The organism is Marinobacter maritimus, from assembly GCF_007671675.1.
Lineage (GTDB): Bacteria > Pseudomonadota > Gammaproteobacteria > Pseudomonadales > Oleiphilaceae > Marinobacter > Marinobacter maritimus.
The window spans coordinates 38,012-61,993 of record NZ_VCGW01000009.1 but is presented as its reverse complement, the minus strand read 5'-3'; the positions used below and the strand labels follow the sequence as shown (position 1 = coordinate 61,993).

General features: G+C 56.7%; 24 protein-coding genes. 11 read left to right on the top strand and 13 right to left on the bottom strand.

The features are described 5' to 3' along the window. The first annotated feature begins 40 nt into the window (after nucleotides 1–40). Genes FFI90_RS19780 through FFI90_RS19770 form a run of 3 tightly spaced genes read left to right on the top strand, consistent with a single transcriptional unit; the run spans nucleotide 41 to nucleotide 3,500 of the window. On the top strand, nucleotides 41–1,057 hold the full coding sequence (locus FFI90_RS19780; protein ID WP_144780484.1) for a GGDEF domain-containing protein: 1,017 nt from the start codon (nucleotides 41–43) through the stop codon (nucleotides 1,055–1,057). Further along, nucleotides 1,054–2,052: a GGDEF domain-containing protein gene (locus FFI90_RS19775; RefSeq protein ID WP_144780483.1), complete on the top strand. Its 999-nt coding sequence runs from the start codon at nucleotides 1,054–1,056 to the stop codon at nucleotides 2,050–2,052. The genes FFI90_RS19780 and FFI90_RS19775 overlap by 4 nt, the downstream gene beginning before the upstream one ends. Beyond that, nucleotides 2,049–3,500: a bifunctional DedA family/phosphatase PAP2 family protein gene (locus FFI90_RS19770; RefSeq protein WP_144780482.1), complete on the top strand. Its 1,452-nt coding sequence runs from the start codon at nucleotides 2,049–2,051 to the stop codon at nucleotides 3,498–3,500. The genes FFI90_RS19775 and FFI90_RS19770 overlap by 4 nt, the downstream gene beginning before the upstream one ends. A 5-nt stretch (nucleotides 3,501–3,505) precedes the next feature. Here the strand turns inward: FFI90_RS19770 and FFI90_RS19765 are convergent, their stop codons facing one another. Next, nucleotides 3,506–4,084 (bottom strand): LON peptidase substrate-binding domain-containing protein, encoded by a 579-nt coding sequence (locus FFI90_RS19765; protein ID WP_144780481.1) that lies wholly within the window; start codon nucleotides 4,082–4,084, stop codon nucleotides 3,506–3,508. Then, complete coding sequence (locus FFI90_RS19760) at nucleotides 4,081–5,337, bottom strand: HDOD domain-containing protein (RefSeq protein ID WP_144780480.1); 1,257 nt, start codon at nucleotides 5,335–5,337, stop codon at nucleotides 4,081–4,083. The genes FFI90_RS19765 and FFI90_RS19760 overlap by 4 nt, the downstream gene beginning before the upstream one ends. A gap of 166 nt (nucleotides 5,338–5,503) precedes the next feature. Here FFI90_RS19760 and ilvD point away from each other — a divergent pair, with 166 nt between their 5' ends. Then, nucleotides 5,504–7,339, top strand: a complete 1,836-nt coding sequence (gene ilvD / locus FFI90_RS19755; RefSeq protein WP_144780479.1) for a dihydroxy-acid dehydratase — start codon at nucleotides 5,504–5,506, stop codon at nucleotides 7,337–7,339. A 98-nt stretch (nucleotides 7,340–7,437) separates the two neighbouring features. On the opposite strand, the gene FFI90_RS19750 is transcribed toward ilvD, so the two are convergent. After that, nucleotides 7,438–7,830 (bottom strand): peptidoglycan-binding domain-containing protein, encoded by a 393-nt coding sequence (locus tag FFI90_RS19750; protein WP_144780478.1) that lies wholly within the window; start codon nucleotides 7,828–7,830, stop codon nucleotides 7,438–7,440. A gap of 147 nt (nucleotides 7,831–7,977) precedes the next feature. After that, nucleotides 7,978–9,033 carry an AI-2E family transporter gene (locus FFI90_RS19745; RefSeq protein WP_144780477.1) on the bottom strand — a complete coding sequence of 352 codons (1,056 nt, stop codon included), beginning with the start codon at nucleotides 9,031–9,033 and terminating at the stop codon, nucleotides 7,978–7,980. Nucleotides 9,034–9,148: 115 nt separating this feature from the next. Between FFI90_RS19745 and FFI90_RS19740 the strand changes: the two genes are divergently transcribed. Then, nucleotides 9,149–9,502, top strand: a complete 354-nt coding sequence (locus FFI90_RS19740; protein WP_144780476.1) for a hypothetical protein — start codon at nucleotides 9,149–9,151, stop codon at nucleotides 9,500–9,502. 97 nt (nucleotides 9,503–9,599) lie between these two features. Further along, the gene (locus FFI90_RS19735; RefSeq protein ID WP_144780475.1) at nucleotides 9,600–10,499 is read left to right on the top strand and encodes a haloalkane dehalogenase; all 900 of its coding nucleotides are present in this window, start codon (nucleotides 9,600–9,602) and stop codon (nucleotides 10,497–10,499) included. Nucleotides 10,500–10,531: 32 nt separating this feature from the next. Here the strand turns inward: FFI90_RS19735 and FFI90_RS19730 are convergent, their stop codons facing one another. Next, on the bottom strand, nucleotides 10,532–11,320 hold the full coding sequence (locus FFI90_RS19730) for an acyl-CoA thioesterase (protein WP_144780474.1): 789 nt from the start codon (nucleotides 11,318–11,320) through the stop codon (nucleotides 10,532–10,534). Between the two features lie 197 nt (nucleotides 11,321–11,517). On the opposite strand from FFI90_RS19730, the gene FFI90_RS19725 reads away from it, so the two are divergent. Continuing rightward, nucleotides 11,518–13,044, top strand: coding sequence for a DEAD/DEAH box helicase (locus tag FFI90_RS19725; protein WP_144780473.1), 1,527 nt, complete (start codon nucleotides 11,518–11,520; stop codon nucleotides 13,042–13,044). On the opposite strand, the gene FFI90_RS19720 is transcribed toward FFI90_RS19725, so the two are convergent. The 4 genes from FFI90_RS19720 to FFI90_RS19705 all read right to left on the bottom strand — a co-directional run bounded on the left by FFI90_RS19720 (nucleotide 13,023) and on the right by FFI90_RS19705 (nucleotide 16,164). Next, nucleotides 13,023–13,538, bottom strand: coding sequence for a dihydrofolate reductase (locus FFI90_RS19720; protein ID WP_144780472.1), 516 nt, complete (start codon nucleotides 13,536–13,538; stop codon nucleotides 13,023–13,025). The two genes, FFI90_RS19725 and FFI90_RS19720, sit on opposite strands and share 22 nt — an antisense overlap. A 193-nt stretch (nucleotides 13,539–13,731) precedes the next feature. Beyond that, a complete protein-coding gene (locus tag FFI90_RS19715; protein WP_144780471.1) occupies nucleotides 13,732–14,571 on the bottom strand; it encodes a thymidylate synthase in 840 nt (279 codons plus the stop codon). After that, nucleotides 14,568–15,356, bottom strand: coding sequence for a prolipoprotein diacylglyceryl transferase (gene lgt / locus FFI90_RS19710; protein WP_144780470.1), 789 nt, complete (start codon nucleotides 15,354–15,356; stop codon nucleotides 14,568–14,570). Before lgt ends, FFI90_RS19715 begins: the two co-directional genes overlap by 4 nt. A gap of 10 nt (nucleotides 15,357–15,366) precedes the next feature. Further along, nucleotides 15,367–16,164, bottom strand: a complete 798-nt coding sequence (locus FFI90_RS19705; protein ID WP_144780469.1) for a sulfite exporter TauE/SafE family protein — start codon at nucleotides 16,162–16,164, stop codon at nucleotides 15,367–15,369. 103 nt (nucleotides 16,165–16,267) lie between these two features. Here FFI90_RS19705 and FFI90_RS19700 point away from each other — a divergent pair, with 103 nt between their 5' ends. From FFI90_RS19700 to dxs, 4 genes are all read left to right on the top strand, one after another. After that, nucleotides 16,268–17,041, top strand: coding sequence for an NRDE family protein (locus FFI90_RS19700; protein WP_144780468.1), 774 nt, complete (start codon nucleotides 16,268–16,270; stop codon nucleotides 17,039–17,041). A 55-nt stretch (nucleotides 17,042–17,096) separates the two neighbouring features. After that, a complete protein-coding gene (locus FFI90_RS19695; protein WP_144780467.1) occupies nucleotides 17,097–17,363 on the top strand; it encodes an exodeoxyribonuclease VII small subunit in 267 nt (88 codons plus the stop codon). Next, the gene (ispA, locus tag FFI90_RS19690) at nucleotides 17,363–18,259 is read left to right on the top strand and encodes a (2E,6E)-farnesyl diphosphate synthase (RefSeq protein WP_144780466.1); all 897 of its coding nucleotides are present in this window, start codon (nucleotides 17,363–17,365) and stop codon (nucleotides 18,257–18,259) included. The genes FFI90_RS19695 and ispA overlap by 1 nt, the downstream gene beginning before the upstream one ends. Before the next feature lie 118 nt (nucleotides 18,260–18,377). Further along, entirely contained in the window at nucleotides 18,378–20,309 is a 1,932-nt protein-coding gene (gene dxs, locus FFI90_RS19685; protein ID WP_144780465.1) for a 1-deoxy-D-xylulose-5-phosphate synthase, read from the top strand. 76 nt (nucleotides 20,310–20,385) lie between these two features. Here dxs and ribA read toward each other — a convergent pair whose 3' ends face one another. From ribA to argJ, 4 genes are all read right to left on the bottom strand, one after another. Next, the gene (gene ribA / locus FFI90_RS19680; RefSeq protein ID WP_144780464.1) at nucleotides 20,386–21,000 is read right to left on the bottom strand and encodes a GTP cyclohydrolase II; all 615 of its coding nucleotides are present in this window, start codon (nucleotides 20,998–21,000) and stop codon (nucleotides 20,386–20,388) included. 109 nt (nucleotides 21,001–21,109) lie between these two features. After that, the gene (moaC, locus tag FFI90_RS19675) at nucleotides 21,110–21,592 is read right to left on the bottom strand and encodes a cyclic pyranopterin monophosphate synthase MoaC (RefSeq protein ID WP_144780463.1); all 483 of its coding nucleotides are present in this window, start codon (nucleotides 21,590–21,592) and stop codon (nucleotides 21,110–21,112) included. A 108-nt stretch (nucleotides 21,593–21,700) separates the two neighbouring features. Then, nucleotides 21,701–22,684: a Nudix family hydrolase gene (locus tag FFI90_RS19670; protein ID WP_144780462.1), complete on the bottom strand. Its 984-nt coding sequence runs from the start codon at nucleotides 22,682–22,684 to the stop codon at nucleotides 21,701–21,703. A 2-nt stretch (nucleotides 22,685–22,686) separates the two neighbouring features. Further along, complete coding sequence (gene argJ, locus FFI90_RS19665; RefSeq protein WP_144780461.1) at nucleotides 22,687–23,904, bottom strand: bifunctional glutamate N-acetyltransferase/amino-acid acetyltransferase ArgJ; 1,218 nt, start codon at nucleotides 23,902–23,904, stop codon at nucleotides 22,687–22,689. Between the last annotated feature and the right edge of the window lie 78 nt (nucleotides 23,905–23,982).

Genomic DNA, 23,982 nt, shown 5'->3' with positions numbered 1-23,982 from the left:
CGCTGCGGTACAATGGGAACCCCGAAAAAGGACGAATACCATGGCCCAAACGGCCGAAAAATTTTTGCTGAACCGGCTATCACGCGCCAGCCTTGCCTTTTTTCTGGTCGTCGCCGTCCTGTGCGCGGTGTTTGGTGAGCCGCTTACCGCAGCCAGTGCCGCAGCTGTCGCAGGCGTGATTATTAGCGATCGCAGCTTCCATCCCGGGCGCGGAGCCCGCCCTTGGCCGGCCATTCAAAAACTGTTTTTTGCAGCACTGATACTGCTGCTGACGACCAGTTTCTGGACGGGCCCCTGGGCTCTCAGTCACTGGCTTTACGGACTTGTACTGGTAGCGTTTGCTCTGGTGCCCCGCGGAATCGCAACCCTGGTAACCGTTTTCATGGTGACTCTGGCGCTGGCCGCCGCTCACTGGGCAGAAGGTATTGCAGACCGCCACCAGATGATCAGTGCGTTTCTGTTGACCATTCTTCTTTCAGCCGTACTGATATTTCTACGCGAATACAAAGCCCGCCAGTTGGCGCCCCTGAGGCGCACTGACGAACTCACTCAGGCCGCAAGTCGCGAATATCTTTCCGCAGACCTGCATAAGGAAATCCAGCGCAGCGAGCGCGAGGGAACCGATATGTCCATCATTATGATCGGTCTCGACGCGCACGCCAGCGACAACGACCCGGATGAGGATATCCGCTCGATCCTACCCAGAATCGGCCGCTTTCTGCACTCCCAGATCCGGGATTTCGACACCTATTACCGGGCGGCGGACCTGCAGTTTCTGGTTATTTTACCGGGTATAGCCACCCATGAAGCCATCGCCCGGGCGGAAACGATCCGTACAGGGCTTTGCACCCTGCTCGAAGCACACGGTTTGAACCTGACCATCAGTACCGGTATCGCCGGACTGAATATTGGCGACGATGCCGACAGCCTCCTGCAAAGCGCCGCCAACGCACTGCGGCGCGCGCAACAACAAGGGGGCAACCGGACTCAGGCTTACAGCGCCTGGACACCAACCACCTCGTCAATCCAGCCCCGCGCGGAAGGATCTGCGCCATGACAGAAACCCGGCTGAGAACCTGGACACACGGCGTCGGCTACAGCCTTGCCACCCTGTTTATTTTCACATTGGCCCTGCAAAACCTGCGTTACGGTTTTTACGAGCTTTTCTACCTGGCTATCGGCATGGCCGTCCTGACGCTTGCGGGCGTTGCTTACACGCTCCTGAGTCGTCGGCACCAACTTTCCGCGCCCGGCCACCTGATCATTCTCTCCGGCCTGAACAGCGGCCTTCTGGCGGCCGTGCTGACAATGAACAGCTCTGGCATTTCCCACTGGGCCATGCCGCTACTGGTGCTTAACTTGCTGATTCTGCCGCTCCGGCAAGCGCTTATGCTGTCGCTGCTTCTGCTTGCGCCCATGGCCATTTTGCTGCTCGTCAAGCAACCCTCTGCAGATGCTATCACCGCCATCAGTGGCCTCCTCATTGTCCTGACCGTCGCGGCACTTTATATATGGCACTACGATCACATGGCACAATCTGCCGAAGATCTGGCCATCACCGATCCGGTAACAGGCGCGCACAACGCGCGCTTCCTCGACGAGACATTGCAAAAAGAAATCAGTCGGGCAATTGCCACCGGCCACACGCTTTCCGTGATTGACCTGACCATCGATTATGCCGATGAGGCGGCCGACCTGCACGGCAAACCGGGCATGCAGGGATTGTTTTGCAATATGACCCAGCACCTGTTTGGCGTGATTCGTGCCGGCGATACGCTTTACACGCTGAACGATTCGGAGTTCTTCCTGATCTTGCCTTTCACCCCCGAGGAAGGCGTCCGCGTGATTGCTGAACGCATCAGGCGCACCATTTCCGAAAACCACTGGCCGGTGATCGGCAAGGCGACGGTAAGCCTCGGCTGCACAACCCGAGGCAGCAACGACACGCGCACTGATACTCTGCGCAACCGTGCGCATCAAGCCATGCTTGAAGCCCGTCGGCGGGGCGCGGACTCGGCCTGGTTCACCCCGGGAGAGACAACCGGTTCATGAGCGGCGGCTGGCTTACGGACCTGACGGCTTGGCTGAGCGCGAATCCGGGGTGGTTATCACTGGCGCTGTTCGGCACCGCATTTATTGAGTCCCTGGCAATTGCGGGCATTCTTGTGCCGGGCGTGGCGCTTCTGTTCACCATCGCTGCCATGGCGGCCCAGATAGGGGTGCCGCTGATAACCGTGCTGGCTTGGGCTGGGCTGGGCGCCATCGCCGGGGACACAGTGAGCTTTGCGATCGGCAGGCTTCTCCAGGGGCGGCTGACCAGCGTGTGGCCATTGAGCCGTTACCCCAGGTTGATTCGTAAAGGCGAGCGCTTCTTCCAGAGCCACGGCGGAAAAAGCGTTATTATCGGGCGCTTCGTAGGGCCAGTACGCCCGGTAATACCCTTGATTGCCGGCGCGCTACTGATGCCATGGCGTCGTTTCCTGGCATTCAACATCGGGTCAGCCGTTGGCTGGGCACCGGTCTATATCCTGCCAGGGTTTCTCGTGGGCAGCGCGTTGGCGAGTGATATAAAGCCTCCTGCACACGTTTACCTGGTTGCCGCTATCAGCATCGCCGTACTTGCTCTGATCTATCTGATTATTTTTCGATTCCAGCTTGGCCTAGGCGACCACAGCCGCCTTTATCTCTGGCTTCAGCGACAAATGGCCCAGTATGAATCCACTCATCGTTTCTGGCGCCTGTACACCAACGAGCGACCTGCACAAGATGGCGAGTTTCCCCTGGCCTCGATAATGCTTGCCCTGGGCGCACTTGCCCTGTTTATACTCTGGGGCCAGCTGGCAACCATGACGGACGTGATTGCGCCTTTCGATCAACTGACAATGCAGTGGTTCAGCGACTTACGCCAACCGTTGCTTGATGCGCCGGCTCTTGTCGCCACGCTTCTGGGTGACCCTCCTTTGCTCAGTGCTGCAGCGGTGCTGGCATGCCTGGCTCTGGCATTCCGGGGACACTACGCTGCTGCCGCTCACATTCTGCTGGCTGCCACGTTGACCATTATATTGGTCTGGGGCTTGAAGGCCGCCTTTGGCGTTGATAGGCCGGTTCAGGTTGTAAACCCACCATCATCCGGTGCGTTCCCCAGCGGCCATACAACAGGCATTACCGTGTTTGTTACGCTGCTGGCCAGTTTTGTGGCTGCTGAGACCCGCAATCGAAAGCGCTGGCAGACCTACATAGTGTTCTCGCTGCCACTGATTCCGGTAGCTCTCAGCCGGCTTTATCTGGGCGTACACTGGTTCAGCGATATTGTAGGGGGGTTATTACTGGGGTTGGCAGTCACCGGCGCAACGAGAGCCAGCTTCAGCAGGTTCGACAGGGTTCCTATCGCTCCAGACACCGTAACTATCTTTGCAACACTTACCTGGCTGGTCATCTGCGGATGCTACATCTGGCTCTCGTGGCCAGATGCCATACAGTACTACGCACCAGCGTTCTGAAACCATCAACCCTCTTCGAGAGCCTCAAGCAATCCCTGCAAGCGGTTCAACCGCTCCAAAGGATCCTGCATCTCGACAAGGTGCTGCTTTTCCTGTTTGTCCAGGGGTAGCAGTTCAGTCAGCCGCCAGCCGACATCCCGGGCATCCTCATAATTCACGCTCATCCCCAGGTCCCGGATAATCGGGTGTCGGAAAAGCGCACGCAAAACCGATGGCAGCTCATGAAAAGCGACAGGAATGCTGTCAGGAGCTTCTGCCGAAAGAAACTCCATCTCACAGAGATTCAAACCGTCATCCTGCTGCCAGGAGCGGACAATGGCCACTTTGGCTTCGCCTTCCACGGTAATTCCCAGCAGCCCGTTTTCCAGTTGCTGAAAATCAATAATGCGCACGTATGTGCCGGTCTCGTAAAAAGACGCCACCCGACCAGCCTCCGCGCCATCACGCAATAAGGTTATAACAAATCCCTCATCACTCTTCAGGCAACGGGTCAACATATCAATGTAGCGTGGCTCGAACAGCTGCAGTGGTATCCTGCCGCCGGGCAATACAATCGAATTGAGCGGAAAGACCGGAACCTTCATCGAGTGGACAGCAACTGTTGAACTTCATCCACCCGCGCCCGTGCTTCTGTCAGAAGCTCCAGACTACGTGAGGCATTGAGCTCAAGGTTACCAAGCCTGCGATAGGCCGGCACCTCATCGAATGATGGCAAACCTTCATTCTGGCTGGAGCCAATCATGGCGTGAAGTTGCGCAACAATCACGACGTCCACCAGCTGCGGTTCCGGCTCCCTGCTTTCATAATCCCAGTCTTCTGCGTGTCGGACGGCATCAACAAACGATGGCGGGAACGACCAGCTTTCCAGGACCGCGGTACCAACATCAGCCCGGAGTTCACTGATGGCATTCTGTAGATTTGTGTCGTCGGCAAACAGGTTTACGTGGTGTTCGGCTTGCACCAGAATCGGAACTACGCCTATGTCATGAAGCAGGCCCGCCAGCAATGCTTCCTCCGGGTTCAGACGGGTAGCGTGGTCCGCCAGCACCCAGCAAAGCGCTGCCACTTCGCGAGAATGTCGCCAGAGTTTTTCTATTTCCTGCTGCAGCGACGGGTGTCGGCTTTTGAACACTTCCCGCATGGAGAACACGGTGACAAGCTGGCGAGTCGTCCTCATACCCAGCCGAATAACCGATTCACGAACATTGCGCACATCGCTGAAACCACGGTATAGCGGGCTATTACAGGCCCGCACCAACTTGGCTGCCATAGCCGGGTCGGCCGACACAGCGCTGGCCACCTGATCGGCGGTCGTATCGTCCCGATCCACCATGCGCCGCACTTTCCAGGCTACGTCGGGAACACTGGGCAGCTTGAGCTGGTTCGAGCGGAGTTCAGCATAGAACTCCATCAGGAGGTGGTGTTCTTCGCTCTCACCGCCGTCGTGGCTTTCGCCTGAGTCCATCTCTACCTGTGCAACCGGGGCTGCCCGAAGAAGCTGATTGAGAACATCCTGTTCTACCACCAGAAACTCACACGGCTTTACCGCTGTCACTTCGTACATTCGAGGCTGTAGCCTGGCGATGGGGTTCAGGGCCTTATCGGTTTCGGCTTCAATAACTGTTTTGCGCCCATCAACGGATTCGAGCTCGACCTTCCCGGTTACCAGGAAATAGTCCAGACCATCACGCACACCGCGTTCCAACACCCGTTGGCCCGGGCCATGAGATCTGCGCTCGGCACGACTGGCTAGCAATACCAACTGGTCATCGGTCAGCCGGTTCAATGGCTGAAACTCTTTCAGACGACGTAGCGGCAGGCTTTCCTGGCTAGCCATAGGCAATCTCCTAAGTAAGCTCAAGGCGGGGAATTGATTTGTGGTATCTGTTAATCATTGTAACCATGGAGCAGTAAAACAACCATGCGCCGGGAGTCTAATCTGGTAGACTTTGTCATTTAATCAAAGCTATCACCGAGTATTCCTACAGAGAGACCAGAGCACCATGCCTCAGTATCGTTCGCGGACTTCCACCGCAGGCCGTAATATGGCCGGCGCCCGCGCCCTCTGGCGCGCCACCGGCATGAAAGACGGTGATTTCGGCAAGCCGATTATTGCCGTTGTTAACTCCTTCACCCAGTTTGTCCCCGGACACGTCCACCTCAAGGATCTCGGGCAGCTGGTATGCCGCGAAATCGAGGCAGCCGGCGGGGTTGCCAAGGAATTCAACACCATCGCAGTGGATGACGGCATCGCCATGGGCCACGACGGCATGCTCTACTCCCTGCCCTCCCGGGAACTCATTGCTGATTCTGTCGAGTATATGGTGAATGCCCACTGCGCCGACGCGATGGTTTGCATCTCCAACTGCGACAAAATTACACCTGGCATGCTGATGGCCGCAATGCGCCTGAACATTCCCGCTATTTTCGTTTCCGGCGGCCCTATGGAAGCCGGCAAAACCAAGCTTTCAGAACACAAACTGGATCTGGTCGATGCCATGGTCATTGCCGCAGATCCGACTGCCGATGACGAAATGGTTGCGGAATACGAGCGCAGCGCCTGCCCAACCTGTGGCTCCTGCTCCGGCATGTTTACCGCCAATTCCATGAACTGTCTGGCCGAAGCCATAGGCCTTGCGCTCCCGGGCAACGGCTCCATGCTGGCGACACACGCCGACCGGGAGCAACTGTTCCTCAAAGCCGGTCGCCAGATTGTGGCGAATGCAAAACGTTATTACGAACAGGACGACGCCAGTGTTCTGCCCCGGAGCATCGCCTCCATGGAGGCATTTGAAAACGCGATGATTATGGATATCGCCATGGGCGGGTCCACTAATACCATTCTTCATTTGTTGGCAGCCGCTCAGGAAGGCGGGGTTCCATTCACTCTGAACGAGATTGACCAGCTTTCCCGCCGCGTACCCCAGTTGTGCAAAGTGGCCCCGAATTCTCCCAAGTATCACATGGAAGACGTGCATCGCGCCGGCGGCATTATGGGCATCATGGGAGAGCTGGAACGTGGCGGCCTGATCAATACCGATCTGCCCACGGTACACAGCAAAACCATGAAGGAAGCTCTGGAAACCTGGGACATCATGCGCTCTCCGACCCCAGAGGTTGTTGAGTTCTATAAAGCCGGGCCTGCGGGCATCCCCACCCAAACAGCCTTTAGCCAGAGCACCCGCTGGCCAAGCCTGGACGGCGACCGTCAGACAGGCTGTATCCGCTCTGCAGAGCACGCCTACAGCGCCGAGGGCGGCCTTGCGGTTCTGTATGGCAACATCGCTGTTGACGGCTGTGTGGTAAAAACCGCTGGCGTGGATGAAAGCATTTTCGTATTTGAAGGCAAGGCTAAGGTATTTGAAAGCCAGGATGCTGCTGTAGCCGGCATTCTGGATGACCAGGTCAAGCCCGGCGACGTGGTGATTATCCGCTACGAAGGCCCCAAGGGTGGCCCTGGCATGCAGGAAATGCTTTACCCCACCAGCTATCTCAAATCCAAAGGATTGGGCGCAGCCTGCGCACTGCTCACCGACGGGCGCTTTTCTGGCGGAACCTCAGGGCTCTCGATTGGTCACGCTTCACCTGAAGCTGCAGCCGGTGGCGCGATCGGACTCATCGAAAACGGTGATCCGATCCTTATCGATATCCCCCGGCGATCCATCAATGTACAGCTGGATCAACAGGAGCTCGATCGTCGCCGCGAAGCCCGGGACGCGAAAGGCTGGAAACCCGAGCTGCCCAGAGCGCGTGCAGTATCGGCTGCGCTGAAAGCCTATGCCCTGCTGGCAACCAGCGCTGACAAAGGTGCCGTAAGGGATCTGGAGAAGCTCGGCTGATTCGGGTTGTGGTACAAAAAAGCCCGCGCAGGCAATCTGTGCGGGCTTTTTTGTAATGCGTGCTGGACAGCTGCGCAAAACCGGGAAGGACACCCTAATCAGAACAGGGACCAGCCACCGTCGTCTTCTTCCTCAATGGCGTCTTCTTCGACCGGCTCGGGGTTGCTGGCCGTTGCCGGCTGAGACGCTACCGGCTTGGAGGCCGTCGCGGCCGCCGCAACCCGTACACTGATCATGCCCAGCGCTTTTTTGGTTGCCTCATCCAGAATCCCGTTTGCCTGAAGCCCGTTGTCCTTCTGGAAGCGGGACAGCTCTGCACGGGTGGCATCATCCATTCTGGAGCTGACATTCTTGATATCGTACCCGGCGCCATATAAGGCATTTTTCAGCGCAACCGTTTCATCGGCAAACGCTGTGGGCGCAAAACCCAACACTGCTGCTGCACCTGCTGCAAGCGCAAAGCGGCCCATTCGGGCGGTCGCGTTTTTCATGATACTCACCTGCTTCACTCCTGATATCCAAGCGATATCCGTTTCTTTCTTGTTATGTGGTGCCAATCTCCACAGGCTGGGGCTAACCGACAAAATCCTAACATACTTTTGTCTCATGTCGCCTTAACCGACATCACAGCTTTGACGTCAGACCCTCTGAGACTCCTCACTGAATTCCCGGATGAAGATCCCCCAGAACGCCATGAACAGTGCGGCGACCAGCGGGCCCATCACAAAACCGTTAATGCCAAACATGGCGAGGCCGCCCAAAGTGGAAAGCAGCACAATGTAGTCAGGAAGCTTTGTATCCCGCCCGACCAGAATCGGCCGTAAAATATTATCGGCAAGCCCTATCACGACCACTCCGAATATCGTAAGCACTATGGACTCAGCGACATCACCCACGGCGGCCAGATAAATCGCCGCTGGCACCCAAACCAGCGCGGCACCCACCGCAGGCAGCAGCGAGAATATGGCCATGACCACACCCCACAGTAGGGCTCCACCGATACCCAGAATCCAGAAAATAATGCCCCCCAAAGCACCCTGAATGATGGCTATCAGCAGGTTGCCTTTGACGGTTGCACGGGTTACTTCTGCAAACTTGGCAAACAGCAATCGTTCGCGCTCATCTCCCAGGGGCAGTGCACGAATCAACAGCTCAATCAGCTTTCTGCCATCGCGCAGCAGGAAGAAGGCCAGGTAAACCATGAGCGCCAGCCCGAGGAAAAACTGGAAAGTGTTCTGGCCTATACCCAAGGCCTGCTTGGCCAGGAACTGGCTACCACCCACGAAAAGACTGACCACACGATCACGAATTTCACTGAAGCTGACATCAAACTGCGCCAGAAATGACTGAATGGCCGGGAACGACTGGTTTACCTGATCAATATACTCACCAGGCTTTATTTCTCCGTCCTGAATCTGCTGATAGATTCCCAGTCCCTCAGCCGCAAGGGAGGTCACCAACACCAGCACTGGAATCACCACAATCAACATGCAAACCGTTAACGTAATCAGCGCATTCACGTTTGGCCGGTCACCGAGGCGCCGCACCAGGAACATCTGAAATGGATGAAAAATCAGCGCAATAGCAATGGCCCAGAAGATGGGCCCAAAAAAAGGCTTCATGAGAAGCACGAAAGCCAGGGATACCCCGACCAACATCGCAAGAAAGGTTCGTGTCTCAAGTTTTGCGTACATAGTTCCGTTGTATCCCAGTCAGGTTCAGACACGCATTAGCCTACCACGACCAAATGGCCACTGGCGCCTGCTTCAGGTTATAGTGAAACGTTGTTGGTCAGCTATCAAACAGGTCATGGCATTGGAACTGGAAATCTTTACCACGGAAACTGCTCTGGATGCTGCGACGGAACTGCGCCGGGTGCTGGCCTCCCGAACCCATCGCCGAAAGGTTCTGGGCCAGGAGGTTCTGGTGCCTGGTCAGCTGGGCGAGGCGCTGCAACTGCCGCGTATTATTAATCGCCTGCAGAGCAAACAACAGCGTTTTCGCGAACAGGGTATGGATGATTTTCAGGAGCTCTGGCCCACGCTGTCAGTGACGACGCGCGAGAGGGTGCTCAACGCAATCGGCTGGTATGACCCTAAAGATTTGAGCTGGGAAGACAAGCGCTCTAACCGGCGGCCATTAATCGATCCTGACAGCGCCTGATTCAAAGCCACAACGCTCTGTTACGCAACTCAAACACATGAAATCGTTAACTGCCTTATCCTGAGCTCGCAACCAATCAGTCAGGACAGTCGATGGCATGCGTATTCTGAGAACGGATGAAGACCGCTTCAAAGGTCTCCCGGACTACCCTTTTATTCCACATTATCTGGATGTCGAGCCCGGCCTCCGGATGCACTATGTCGACGAAGGCCCAACTAAGGCATCTCCCGTTCTCATGCTCCACGGGGAGCCGTCCTGGTCATACCTTTACCGTCACATGATTCCTCTGGTAGCTGATGCAGGCCACCGAGTACTGGCACCGGATCTTGTAGGCTTTGGCAAGTCTGACAAACCAGCAGACGTAGACGACTACAGTTATGACCGCCATATGGCATGGCTGACTCACTGGCTGGAAGCTCTGGACCTCAGAAATATCACACTGGTATGCCAGAATTGGGGCTCGCTGCTGGGCCTGAGACTTGCCGCTGAACTTCCTGCCAGGTTCCAACGAATCATCGTCGGCAATGGCATGCTGCCAACCGGCGAAACCCGTGCGCCTGCGGCATTCAGCGTATGGAAGGCGTTTGCTACGCACAGCCCCTGGTTTCCCGTTGGCCGCATCGTGCAACTGGGCACCGAGCGGACACTCAACAAACACGAATTGGCGGCCTACGAGGCGCCTTTCCCCTCAACGGAATACAAAGCAGGCGCACGAGCATTCCCAAAGCTGGTTCCCATGTCACCTGAAGACCCGGCAAGCAGTGCCAACAAGGCCGCATGGAAAGTCCTGGAAAAATGGCGCAAACCTTTCATCACCTGCTTCAGTAGCGGCGACCCTATAACCCGCGGAGGGGACCGCCACATGCAGCGCCGTATTCCAGGTGCACTCGGGCAGCCCCACATTACCCTGCGTGGAGGGCACTTCCTCCAGGAAGATTGCCCCGAAGACTTTGCACGGATCATTATTGACGTGCTAAAAGCAGAAATGGCGGCCTGAGCCGCCATGTCCCGAGAGGCTTTCCGGAGCCATTAACCGAATACAGTCGCTGTTTGGCGGCTGATTGCCAGTAATTCCCCTCGCGGGGTCCAGACCCTGGCATTGAAATGACAATAGCCATCTCCTGCCTGCTCAATCGTCGCCCTGTACAACAGCCAGTCATCGGCCTCCAGGGCCGGCCTTGGGTGAATGATATCGAACGCCCAGGAAAGCGAACTGGCTGGCACACGGGTTTTGAAGTGCTGCAGAACCGGCGCAGGCCAGGCATCAATCAGCGCCACAATGTGGGCATCTGTAAGCACCTCAGGCACCTTCCGGAACCGCATCCAGCCGCCCATTTCGCGGCCGCTTCCACCGCTGAAGGGCAGGCTGCCGTATGCCCAACGCATGTCTATATGACCGATAAAACCGGGGGTCACGCCTTCAATAAACGGCAACCCCTGACACTGATCCACTGGCTTCACCTCCGGAGCTGGCTCTCCGTCAATGCGCACAATTGAATCCCGATCGCCCGCAAAAGCGCCAACACAGACTAGCCGTGGCTCTCCGTTCTGGATAATCCGCCCTTCTACCTGACTGACTGACCCGCCCTCGCGCAGAGTCTGTGCGCCGAAAACAGCGGGAACATCTGCCTCTACCGGCCCAATAAACGACACGTGCATGGATCGCACGGGCCTGTTTTCAGCAACCGATCGCTCCATCCGATCGAATAGCAGAGCTGTCACCAAACCGCCAAACGTTGCGCGGCCCTGAGACCAGGTTGCGGGCATTACCAACTCTTTACTGGCGCGGCCGGCGGCAATCAATTCATCAAAGGTCATAGTGCATTCCTGTTAGCAACCTATCAGCAGAAACAGGAGATTGCACAAAAGGCGCGAGCAATGCAACGGAGCCGCCCCGGCAACTACCTACAGGTCACAATAGATTTTACGTATTAAACCGAGCAAAAAGCGGTTATAATATCGCCACATAATGCATTGCCCGGCAATGCTCTACCTTCCGAATACCGAGTAAATCAATGTCTGAATTGTCCTTTGCCGAACTGGGGCTTGATCCAGCCGTACTTGAAGCTGTATCCGCTATTGGCTATGAAACCCCGACGCCCATCCAGGCCCAGTGCATACCCGCTCTGCTCGCTGGCAAACATCTGCTGGGCGTAGCCCAGACCGGCACGGGTAAAACCGCTGCCTTTGCACTACCTTTGTTGAGCCGGATTGACGCATCTGTCACCGAGCCACAGATTCTGGTTCTGGCACCCACACGGGAGCTGGCCATCCAGGTAGCGGAAGCCTTTACTTCCTATGCCGCAAAATTCCGTAACTTCCACGTGTTGCCTATCTACGGTGGCCAGGATTTTTATCCTCAGATCAAAGGCCTCAGGCGCGGAGCCCAGGTTATTGTTGGTACCCCTGGCCGTATGCTCGACCATCTTCGCAAAGGCACGCTGAGACTTGGCAATCTGAAGGCGCTGGTGCTCGACGAAGCTGACGAGATGCTGCGCATGGGCTTCATTGATGACGTTGAGGCCATTCTCGCCAAAACACCGGAAAACTGTCAGCGTGCGCTTTTCTCCGCGACCATGCCACCGCAGATCAAGAAGGTAGCTCAAACCTACCTGCGCGATGCTGTCGAAGTAAAAATCGAGAGCGAAACCCGCACGGTTGAGCGCATTGCCCAGTTTGTTCTGCCGGTTTATGCAGAGCGCAAGCTGGATGCACTGACCCGCATTCTGGAAGTGGAGCCTATCGAAGGTGCCATTATTTTTGTGCGCACCAAGGCAGAAACCACACTGTTGGCTGAGAAACTCAGTGCCCGCGGACACGCGGTGGCGCCCCTGAACGGGGACCTGAACCAGCGTCAACGCGAACAGACCGTTGAAGACCTCAAGCGCGGTAAGAAAGACATTATCGTTGCGACAGACGTAGCAGCACGCGGCCTGGACGTTCCGAGAATCACGCACGTTATCAACTACGATGTGCCCTACGACACCGAAGCCTATATCCACCGGATTGGACGTACTGGCCGCGCAGGGCGCGAAGGGAAAGCCATTCTTCTGGTAACACCCCGTGAGCGGAGCTGGTTGCGCACTCTTGAACGCGCCACAAACTCGCCCATGGGAGCTTACGAACTGCCTTCGCCTGTTGAGCTGAAGAAAATGCGCGAAGAGCAGTTTGAAACCCAGCTTTTGGGCTTTGCAGAAGATAAAAAGCTCGCGAAGTCGATGGCGTTGCTGGATGAGATCGCTGAGCGCAACGAAATGGACATTGCCATGGTTGCCGGTGCTCTTGCCTGCTGGATGGAAGCCATGCAGCCTGGCTCGCTGCCTTTGGAGCAGCCGGAAGCCCTGCCAGTAGTATCTTCGACTCCACCTCCGCGCCGTGATCGTAAAGGCGGTCGCCCTGGCGAGTTCCGCAAAGGGCCGCCCAAAGGTGGCTACAAGGGACGTGGTGGACCTGGCGGCGCGGGTGCCCGTGGCAAACCACCGGGCAAAGGCGGCAAGCCGGCCGGTAAGCGCCCGCCTCGTCAGTCAGACGCCAAGCGCTGATAGACGACGAAGCTGTAGTCGTAAGGATTGTTATCGGACGCGGAGAAATCCTCCCGTCCGATTTCTTCCCACTCATCCCAGTTCACTTCCGGAAAATACGCATCGCCATCGACCTCGGCGTGCACCTGAGTGATGTATATGCGATCTACCTTGGGTAGCGCTTCCGTATAGATTTGCCCTCCCCCGATAATCATTACTTCGTCACCACCATCGAGTTCGGCCTGTGCTTCTGCTTTTACCAGAGCCTCTTCCAGCGATTGGGCGCCAACGGTTCCTGCGGGTGCTTCCCGGTCTGCATCACGGGAAATGACTACGTTCATTCGGCCCGGCAGTGGTCTGCCAATAGAGTCCCAGGTTTTCCGGCCCATGATGATGGGTTTGCCCATGGTGGCTTGTTTGAAGTACTTCAGGTCGCCTGGCAGGTACCAGGGCAGGTTGTTATTTTTGCCGATTACCCGGTTTCGGGACATGGCTACTATGAGGGCTTTACGCATGCTGGCTCCTTTGACTCGGTGGCTTTTTGCTTCGGGCTTCGGGCTTCGGGGCTGCAAGGATGCGAAAACGGCTCTCCAAAAACCGCTGTGAATACGTCCGTGTACGCTTGGCTCCGCCATCCATGGCTCCGCACATTTTTGGAGAGCCGTTTTCGCATCCTTGCGATCAAATTAAGGTGTTTGCCCGCCCACTCTAGATGGCAATTGGTGCTTTGATACCAGGATAAGGGTCGTAGCCCTCGAATTCGAAGTCTTCCAGCTCATACTCAAAAATGGAGCTTGGCTTACGCTTGATTGAGAGTTTCGGTAATGCTTTTGGCTCGCGCTTTAACTGCTCAAAAACAATGTCGTCTGTCAGGTGGTTTTGGTACAGGTGGCAATCACCAAAGGTATGCACAAACTCACCAACATCTAGGTCACACTGCTGTGCAATCATGTGAGTTAGCAGCGCATAGGATGCAATATTGAATGGTACGCCAAGGAACAGATCCGCACTTCGCTGATAAAGCTGACAGGAGAGCTTGCCGTCGAGCACGTAGAACTGGAACAGGCAGTGGCAAGGTGCCAGTGCCATCAGGCCTTTCTCGGCATTTTCCTGAGGACCAATAGATTCATCCGGAAGCTCGGCCGGGTTCCACGCCGACACGATCAGGCGGCGGGAGTTTGGTTTTTTTCGAATCTGATCGATCACTTCGCTGATCTGGTCCACTACCCGGCCGTCCGGGCACTCCCAGCTTCGCCATTGCTTGCCGTAAATTGGCCCGAGGTCACCGTTTTCCAGCGCCCACTCGTTCCAGATGGAGACTTTGCGCTCTTTCAGCCAGTTGTTGTCTGTGGAGCCTTTCAGGAACCAGAGCAGCTCATAGATAATGCTGCGCAGGTGTACTTTTTTGGTGGTAACCAGGGGAAACCCCTTCTGGAGATCAAAGCGAATCTGGCGCCCAAAGACAGAACGGGTGCCGACGCCGGTGCGGTCGCCTTTGTCGTACCCGTTGTCGACTACGTCCCGCATCAGATCTAGATAGGCTTTCATTCCGCGTTTCTCCGGTAAGCAATAAACATAAGTGCCAACCCGGCCACAAGCATGGGTAAGGAAAGCACCTGCCCCATGGTGAGCCAGTCAAAAGCGAGGTAGCCCAACTGCGCATCCGGCTGGCGAACGAATTCCACCAAAAAGCGGAAGATGCCGTAGCAAATCAGGAAGAGCCCGGACACCGCCATTCTTGGGCGTGGCTTGGCGGAAAACCACCAGAGGATAATAAAAAACAGCACGCCTTCAAGGGCGAACTGGTAAAGCTGGGATGGATGCCGGGCCAGCGCATCTGGCGCTTGGCGGAACACCATGCCCCAGGGCACATCCGTGGGCTTGCCCCAGAGTTCGCCGTTGATGAAGTTACCAATTCGCCCTGCCCCAAGGCCTACCGGCACCAGAGGCGCCACGAAATCGGCAAGGCGCCAGAACCCTGTTCCGATCTTGCGTCCGTACCACCACATCGCAAACATGACGCCCAGCAGACCGCCATGGAAGGACATTCCGCCTTCCCATACCCGCAGGAGCCACAGAGGGTCCGCCAGAAAAGCATCAAAGTTGTAGAAAATGACATAGCCAAAACGACCGCCAAGAATAACGCCGAGCGCGAGGTAGAAGAGGAGGTCGCCCATCTGCTCTTCGGTAATCGGAGATCCGGGTTTGCGGGAACGCAGGCGCCCCAACCACCAGCCGGCGACGAAGCCCACCAGGTAAGTCAGTCCGTACCAGTAAATCTTGAGTGGCCCGATGGCAATAGCAACGGGATCTATCTGTGGATGCTGAAGCATCAATAACCTCTTAGCTCAAAAGAAAACGAAGGCCAACCAGCAAGAGCATGATGGCAAATACGCGTTTCAGCACCTTGGCATTAAGCCGATGTGCCAGATTGGCCCCGACGCGCGCGAACAGCACGCTGGTGAGAATGATCCCGATCAGGGCTGGAAAATAGATAAAGCCAAGGCTGTATTCCGGCAACGCCGGCTCACCCCACCCGGTCCAGGCATTGCCAAGAGCGCCTGCAATCGCGATCGGTAACCCGCACGCGGCAGACGTGCCTACCGCCTGCTGCATCCGGACGTTGCTCCAGCTCAAATAGGGCACGGTGAGCGTTCCGCCACCTATACCAAAAATTGCGGAGGCCCAGCCAATGCCTGCACCGGCCGTCGCAAGTCCCGTCTTACCCGCAACGTTCCTGCCTGGCGAGGGATTTACGTCCAGCAACATTTTGAGGCCCACCAGAATGACAAACAGTCCGATAATAAGTTCCAGCGCTGCACCACTCAAAAGTGCCGCTGTCCAGGCGCCGATGAGTGCGCCGACTATGATGCCGAGGGCCATCGGCCGGAAAATATCCCAGCGGATAGCGCCGTGACCGTGGTGCGAACGAATAGAGCTCAGGGATGTGAAAACGATGGTCGCCAGTGAGGTTCCCACGGCCATATGAGCAGCAATCTCAAGGCTGAAGCCTTGAGCCCCGAAGCTGAAAATCAGCACCGGCACAATAATAAGGCCACCCCCAATGCCAAACAGGCCGGCAAGGGTGCCGGCAAAGGCTCCAAGCACCATATAAATGGCAAATACGGACAACAGGGACATAGTCGCTCACACATCCGGGAAAACAAGGCTGGTATGATACACACCGGCCGTGGCAACTTCACCACTGAGGATTGCCCCCATTAGCCCCGGAGATTGATTTCGCATGTGCCTGATTGCATTTTCCCTTGGCCAAAGCGCCCGATTCCCCATGGTGGTTGCCGCCAACCGGGATGAATTTTATCGGAGACCCACAGCGCCTCTCGATTGGTGGACCACAGAATCCGGCCACCGGGTGCTTTCCGGCAGGGATCTGCAATCCGGAGGAACCTGGCTGGCAGTTTCACCGGACGGCCGGGTTGCCGCTGTGACAAATGTTCGCGAGGGCAGCCCGGAAGCTGGCAAGACAAGTCGTGGCGAGCTGCCCCTGCGGGCGCTCTCGGAATCTGAATCACACTTGCAGAAGAGCCTTGCCAAGACAGCAGCCCAATACGCGGGGTTCAACCTTGTCAGTCTCTCTGAGACGGCTGGCTGGTATTTCAGCAACCGTGACGCCCATCCGGGGCGTTCTATCCATCGTGGCATTTATGGACTGAGCAATCATTTGCTTCAGACCCCCTGGCCAAAACTGATACGCCTCAGGGAAGCGGTGGGCCAAACTGTAAAATCTGCAATTGGCGATGCTGCGGATCTGCACAGCGATCTCGCCATACTGTTGCAAGACAGGACAACAGCGCCGGATCACCTGCTGCCGGATACTGGCGTAAATCGTGAGACCGAGCGGTTTCTTTCGTCTCCGTTCATAACCGGGCCCGAATATGGCACCCGCGCCACGACGGTGGTCAGCCTTTCTCACACCGGTGAAATCCATGTTACCGAACAGAGCTGGGCAGCCGGCGGCGAGGCAGCGGAACACCGCGAGTTCCACTGGCAGCGATAGCGCTCTGCCTCTGATATAATCCGCAAAATTCGTTCACCCGATCGGAGGGCCGCCGATGGCAGGTCAACAAGAAGCCACTTCCATTGCTGATTTTGAGAAATCTCTTGATGAACTGGAAACGCTGGTACGTAACCTGGAGCAGGGAGAATTGTCCCTTGAGCAATCGCTAACAGCCTTCGAGCGTGGTGTTAAATTGACCCGCGCATGCCAGCAAGCTCTCAAATGCGCCGAGCAACGGGTTGAGCAACTGGTGCAGAGCGACGATGGCACTCCCAATGGCGCACTGGAAACTCGTCCATTTTCACCGGATGACGCCGACTGATGCAAAACGGGGCCCCGTCTACTATCGATTTTCTGGATACCTGCCGCCGTCGCGTGGACGCGGAACTGGATCGCCGCATTAAATCCGGCTCTGTCTCTGCACAACTTCAGGACGCCATGCGTTATAGCGTGTTGGGCGGGGGGAAGCGTATCCGCCCTGCATTGGCTATTGCGGCTGCAGGCGCTTTGGGCCAAAGCCCGGATTCAGCGCTGGTTCCAGCCTGTGCTGTGGAGCTGATCCACGCTTATTCGCTTGTTCACGATGATCTCCCGGCGATGGATAACGACGAGTTGCGCAGAGGCCGGCCAACCGCGCACATTGCCTTTGATGAAGCCACGGCGATTCTGGCCGGCGACGCCCTGCAGGCGCTAGCGTTTGGGTGGCTGGCCGAAGCTCCCGGCGTAGAGATATCCGCGCGGCTCGCCATGATTCAGGAGCTGGCCCATGCAAGCGGGCACAGCGGCATGGTAGGTGGCCAGGCGATCGACCTGGAATCCGTGGGCAAAAGCCTGACCCTTGCGCAGCTCGAAACCATGCACAGGCATAAAACCGGCGCCCTTATTGAAGCCAGCGTGCGCATTGGCGCATTAACCGCGCCCGACGTCAGTGAAACCGCTATGGATGCCCTGACGCGCTATGCCAAAGCACTTGGGCTGGCATTTCAGGTTCAGGATGATCTCCTCGACATTGAGGGCGACACAGAAACTATTGGCAAACCCCAAGGTTCCGATGTCGCCCGGGCAAAACCGACTTACCCTGCCCTTTTGGGGCCTAAAGGCGCACGGGAACACCTTTCGTCATTGCTCAACAGTGCTCTTGAGAGTCTGCGGGACTTTGGGCCCGAAGCCGACCCACTAAGGTCCATGGCGGATTACGTGGTGGCAAGAACGCACTAAGCCTTCTTTTGTTGGCCAAGTACAATTTCGTAACATATGACTCCAAGTGTGAAACAGGCCCCCTTGTTCCCCTATAATGGCAGCCAGTTACCGAACTTTCCGGAAAAGACCCGAGTAGATGCAGGACACTTATATTTTCAAAGAAATCCCGTCGCAGCGTCCAAATACGCCGTTGCTGGACAGGGTTGACTTACCCGCCCAATTGCGGGAACTGCCGGCTGATCAGCTTGTTCAGTTTGCCAGGGAGCTGAGAGCATTCCTGCTGTGGTCAGTCGGGCAAACCGGTGGCCATTTTGGTGCGGGGCTTGGCGTACTCGAACTCACGGTGGCGCTGCACTATGTTTTCAATACACCGGAAGACCGCCTGGTATGGGATGTGGGCCACCAGGCCTACCCACACAAGATCCTCACAGGCCGCCGTGAACAAATGGGCGGAATCCGGCGCAAGAACGGCCTGGCCGGCTTCCCGAAGCGGGCTGAGAGTGAGTACGATACCTTTGGTGTGGGCCATTCCAGCACCTCCATAAGCGCGGCTCTGGGCATGGCCGTGGCCGCCCGTCAGCAGAATACCGGTCGGCAGAGCATTGCCGTTATCGGTGATGGCGCCATGACGGCAGGTATAGCGTTTGAAGCACTGAACCACGCCGGCCACCTGCACGCCGACATGCTGGTTATCCTGAACGACAACGACATGTCGATATCACGCAATGTCGGCGGTCTGTCCAACTATTTCGCCAAACTGCTTTCAAGCCGCACCTACAACCAGGTTCGAGATAGCAGCAAAAAGGTCCTTCAGGGCGCGCCGCATTTGATGGCTTTGGCAAAGAAAACCGAAGAGCACTTCAAGGGCATGATTGTGCCGGGCACCCTGTTTGAGGAGCTTGGCTTCAATTACATAGGCCCCATCGACGGACACGACCTATCCTTGCTGGTCGAGACCCTGGAAAATATCCGCGAGCTGGAAGGCCCGCAGTTCCTGCACGTGGTGACCACAAAAGGAAAAGGCTTCGCGCCTGCCGAAGCGGACCCCATCGGCTATCACGCCATTAACAAGATTGAACCGGTTCCTCCCAACAAACCGGAACCGGTTAAATCCGCCCCGACCCGGCAAAAATACGCCAACGTGTTCGGGCAGTGGCTGTGTGACGCCGCGGAGCTGGACGAGCGCGTAAACGGCATTACCCCCGCCATGTGCGAGGGCTCTGACCTGCTGGCATTCTCCGAGCGCTTCCCGGAGCGTTATTTCGATGTTGCGATTGCTGAGCAACATGCCGTAACGCTTGCAGCTGGCATGGCCTGTGACGGCGCAAAGCCCGTAGTTGCGATTTACTCCACATTCTTGCAGCGAGCCTACGATCAGCTGATACACGATGTCGCGATCCAGAATCTGGATGTGCTTTTCGCTATTGATCGGGCGGGCCTGGTTGGAGAAGACGGTCCTACCCACGCGGGGGCCTTTGACATCAGCTATTTGCGCTGCATCCCGAACATGGTTCTGATGACACCGTCTGATGAAAACGAAACGCGTCAACTGCTTCATACCGGCCTGCTGTTTGAGGGGCCAGCCGCCGTTCGGTATCCGAGAGGAACCGGACCCGGGGCGGAGATCCAGAAAGAACTTACCCCGCTGGAGATAGGCAAAGGACGCAAGGTTCGTGAAGGCAGTGGCATCGCCATTCTTAACTTTGGCACCCTGCTAACTCCGGCTCTGGACGCTGCCGAAAAGCTGGGAGCAACAGTGGCCGACATGCGTTTCGTCAAACCGCTGGACGAGGCCTTGGTTCTTGAACTCGCAGAACAGCACGAACTGCTGGTCACGCTGGAAGAGAACGCCGTTGCCGGCGGCGCAGGAAGCGCTGTTACGGAGTTTCTGAACGGGCAAGAAATTTCCATGCCGGTGCTTCAACTCGGGCTCCCGGATACGTTCATTGATCACGGCAAGCACGAGGAGCTACTCACGGGGTGCGGGCTGGATGCTCACGGCATATTCTCCGCCATAAGCGCTCGCATGGAGCGATTGCAGCACCAGCGACTTAAAGCCGTCAAGTAATAAAGCCTGTATGCAAAAAGCCCGCTCCGGCGGGCTTTTTCATGCTTGCGTTTTTAACCTGCACTAAAGACCGCATTTACAGCTGGGGATCATCGTCCTGATGGGTTTCCAGCCAATGCCCAAGTTTGCTCTGCTTGGTGTCCAGATAGTGTTCGTTGTGGGGGTTACGGCCAACGTGCAGCGGAACACGCTCGGTAATTTCAATGCCATAAGAAGTCAGCGCTTTCACCTTACGGGGATTGTTGGTCATCAGGCGCAGGCTTTTGATGCCCAGATGCTCAAGCATATCCTTGCACATGCTGTAGTCACGCAGATCTGCAGCGAACCCTAAGCGTTCATTCGCCTCCACGGTATCCGCACCCTGATCCTGAAGATGGTAGGCGCGGATTTTGTTAAGCAGGCCAATGCCCCGCCCCTCCTGGCGCAGGTACATCAGAATGCCCCGCCCTTCGCGGGCAATGTTGCGCAGTGCTTCTTCAAGCTGATACCCGCAATCACAGCGCATACTGTAAAGAGCATCGCCGGTGAGACATTCGGAGTGCGTGCGGGCCAGCATGGGTTCGTCACTATCCAGAGACCCCAACGTAAGGGCAATATGCTCCTTCCCTGTATCCGGCTCCTCAAAGCCATGCATATCGAATACCCCGAATGGGGTGGGCAACCGACAGGTCTGGATGTAACGAACAGCCACAGTGTTTCCTCGTGGTTCAATAAATCGGGGGGCGCATTCTACCATGGGCCGGCGATGAGGCGTAATCCGGGAGCATGTCTACGAACCCGAACGCCAGGCAGATCATGCTTCACGCATTGGCGGCAACCCAGTGTCCACTGCGCCCACCCTTTTTCTCGAGCAAGCGTACACCGCTGATCTCCATACCCTTGTCGACGGCCTTGCACATGTCGTAAAGCGTCAGTGCCGCAACGCTGGCCGCCGTCAGTGCTTCCATTTCAACGCCCGTCTGGCCGGAAAGTTTGCAGAAGGTCAGTATATGCACCGATGCGCCATCTTCGCCTGGAGTGAGTTCTACTTTCACCGAGGTCAGATTCAGGGCATGGCATAAGGGAATCAGGTCGTGTGTTCTTTTTGCCGCCATGATACCGGCAATACGCGCGACTGCCAGAACGTCGCCCTTCGGATGCTCGCCTTCGGTGATCATCCTGAGGGTTTCACCTTTCATGTGGATACGTGCCTCTGCGCGGGCTTCACGCTCCGTTAAGGCCTTATCCGTAACGTCCACCATGCGGGCTTCGCCCTTGTCGTCGAGATGGGTCAATTTGCTCACGGTGTCTCCCGGGGTTCAGATTCAATAAATGATCGAGAATAGAGTGGTATAAACAAGACACGAGCCAGCGAGCATATCAGAGATACGCTCCGGTCATGATGATCACGCTCAGCTTTGTGGCCACCAGTAACGGATTCCGGCCACGCCTTGGCCGCCCGCCTGTTGCACTTCATCAAGGTCAGCTGGCTCCAGCCCACCCAGCCCGAAAACCGGTATCGGCGCACAGGAAACCAGATCACGGAATGTTGCCCAGCCCAACACCAAGGCTCCGGGATGCGTTGCCGTGGAATTTACCGGGCCCAGCGTCACGTAATCGGCACCAATGGCTACAGCATGATCTATCTGGAGAGCAGAGTGACAGGACACACCGAGCCAGACACCGTCCGGGATGGGTCTCGCCTCAAGTTTTTCGGCTTCTCGCCAAGGTAGATGCAGTCCCGCCGCATCCGGGTTGTCATCAAACACTGCAAGTGACCCGTGAAGCACAAGGCCTGCGCCAGCGGCCTCGCACACTTCTAACGCAGATTCAGCCAGGGACCCATAGACCTCTGCGGCCACACCCGGCACACGCAGAACCACCAGCGGTGAGCGATCACTTGCTGGCAATCGCACAAGCGCCTCGCGCAGTTGCTCAATGCCAATTTCATCAGGGCCAATATCACCGGTTATTGCCAACAAAGAAGGCAATTGCAGCGCCCGGATAATCGGTCGGTTTGCTGCCGGAAAGTCTTCGTCCCGCAGACTCTCAGGGCTCATCCATTCTATGGGCTGCCCTTCACGGCCGTGGGCTTCACCTTGCGCCTGATCTGTTCTCCAGACATCCAGAAACACCCGCTTGTCGCCGTAATCGTGGCGGATACCGATCACAGGCCACAATGTGCCCGGTGGTATCTCTAAACCTGTCTCTTCGGCAATCTCACGGGTGAGTGCAGCCTGCACCGTTTCTTCCGACTCAACTTTGCCGCCCGGAAACTCCAACAAGCCGCCCTGATGAACATGATCCGGCCGGCGGGCGATAAGCACGCGCCCCCCGCGGAAAATAACACCGACCGCGACATGAATTTCCCGGACTTCGTTTTCCGCCATGGCCATGCTTAGCTGCGGTAGTCTGCGTTGATGGTGACATAATCGTGAGAAAAATCGCAGGTCCAGACCGTTTCACTTGTATCACCCCGTTTCAGGTTTATGGCGATGGTGATCTCTTCCTGATCCATCACCGCCTGCCCTCGTTCCTCGGAATAATCGTCGGCGCGGCCGCCATCCCTCACGAGACATACATCCCCAAGATGAATTTCCAGTGCATTGACATCCAGGTCAGCAACACCAGCTCGCCCAACGGCGGCAAGAATCCGACCCCAGTTAGGATCCGATGCAAACAGAGCCGTTTTCACCAGAGGCGAATGGGCTACCGCATACGCCACATCAAGCGCTTCTTGCTGAACCGCCGCGCCACTGACATGAATCGTGACAAACTTGGTCGCGCCCTCACCGTCTCGCACAATGGCGTGAGCGAGATCCAGATAGATGTCCCTCAGCGCATCCCGAAGAAGCGGCAGATGCGGACTTTCCAGAGTAATTTCAGGACCACCATACTGGCCGCTGGCTATCAGCGTGCAGGCATCGTTGGTGGAAGTGTCTCCATCTATGGTGATGCGATTGAACGACTGTTCCCCAAGCTCCGATGCCAATGCCTGCAGCGCGTCCGGCGCAATCAGGGCGTCGGTGGCGATAAAGCCCAGCATGGTAGCCATGTTGGGGCGAATCATACCCGCGCCTTTGCTGATACCGGAAATGGTGACCGTGTGCCCACCCAGATCGACCTGGGCCGATGCGCCCTTTGGGCGTGTGTCCGTTGTCATGATGCCGTTTGCGGCTTCCGCCCAGCGATTATCCCCGGCGCTGGCCAGTGCCTTCGGCAGAGCACTGACGATTTTCTGAACCGGTAAAGGCTCACCAATCACGCCGGTCGAGAATGGCAGCACTTCGGCAGCGCTGACACCCGCCTGCTGCGCCAGCGCCTGGCAGCAGGCAAGCGCATCGTCCATGCCACGTTTGCCAGTACCGGCGTTGGCATTTCCTGTGTTAATCAGAAGGTAACGCGGTGCTTTCTCAGCAAGGTGCTTGCGGCTCAGGGTAACCGGTGCAGCACAGAACTGGTTACGGGTGAACAGGCCGGCTACCCGGCTACCCGGTGCAAGCTCAAACACCACCACATCTTTACGTCCGGGCTTTTTGATACCTGCGCTGGCAATGCCCAGCCTGACACCTGCTACCGGGAAAAATTCTGGTAAGGTTCCTGGTCCAACCGCCATCCTGCCACTCCTTCTGATTCTGAAATAAATAGGCCTGAAAACGAAAAGCCCGCAGTCAGCCATTCAACTGGTCGATTG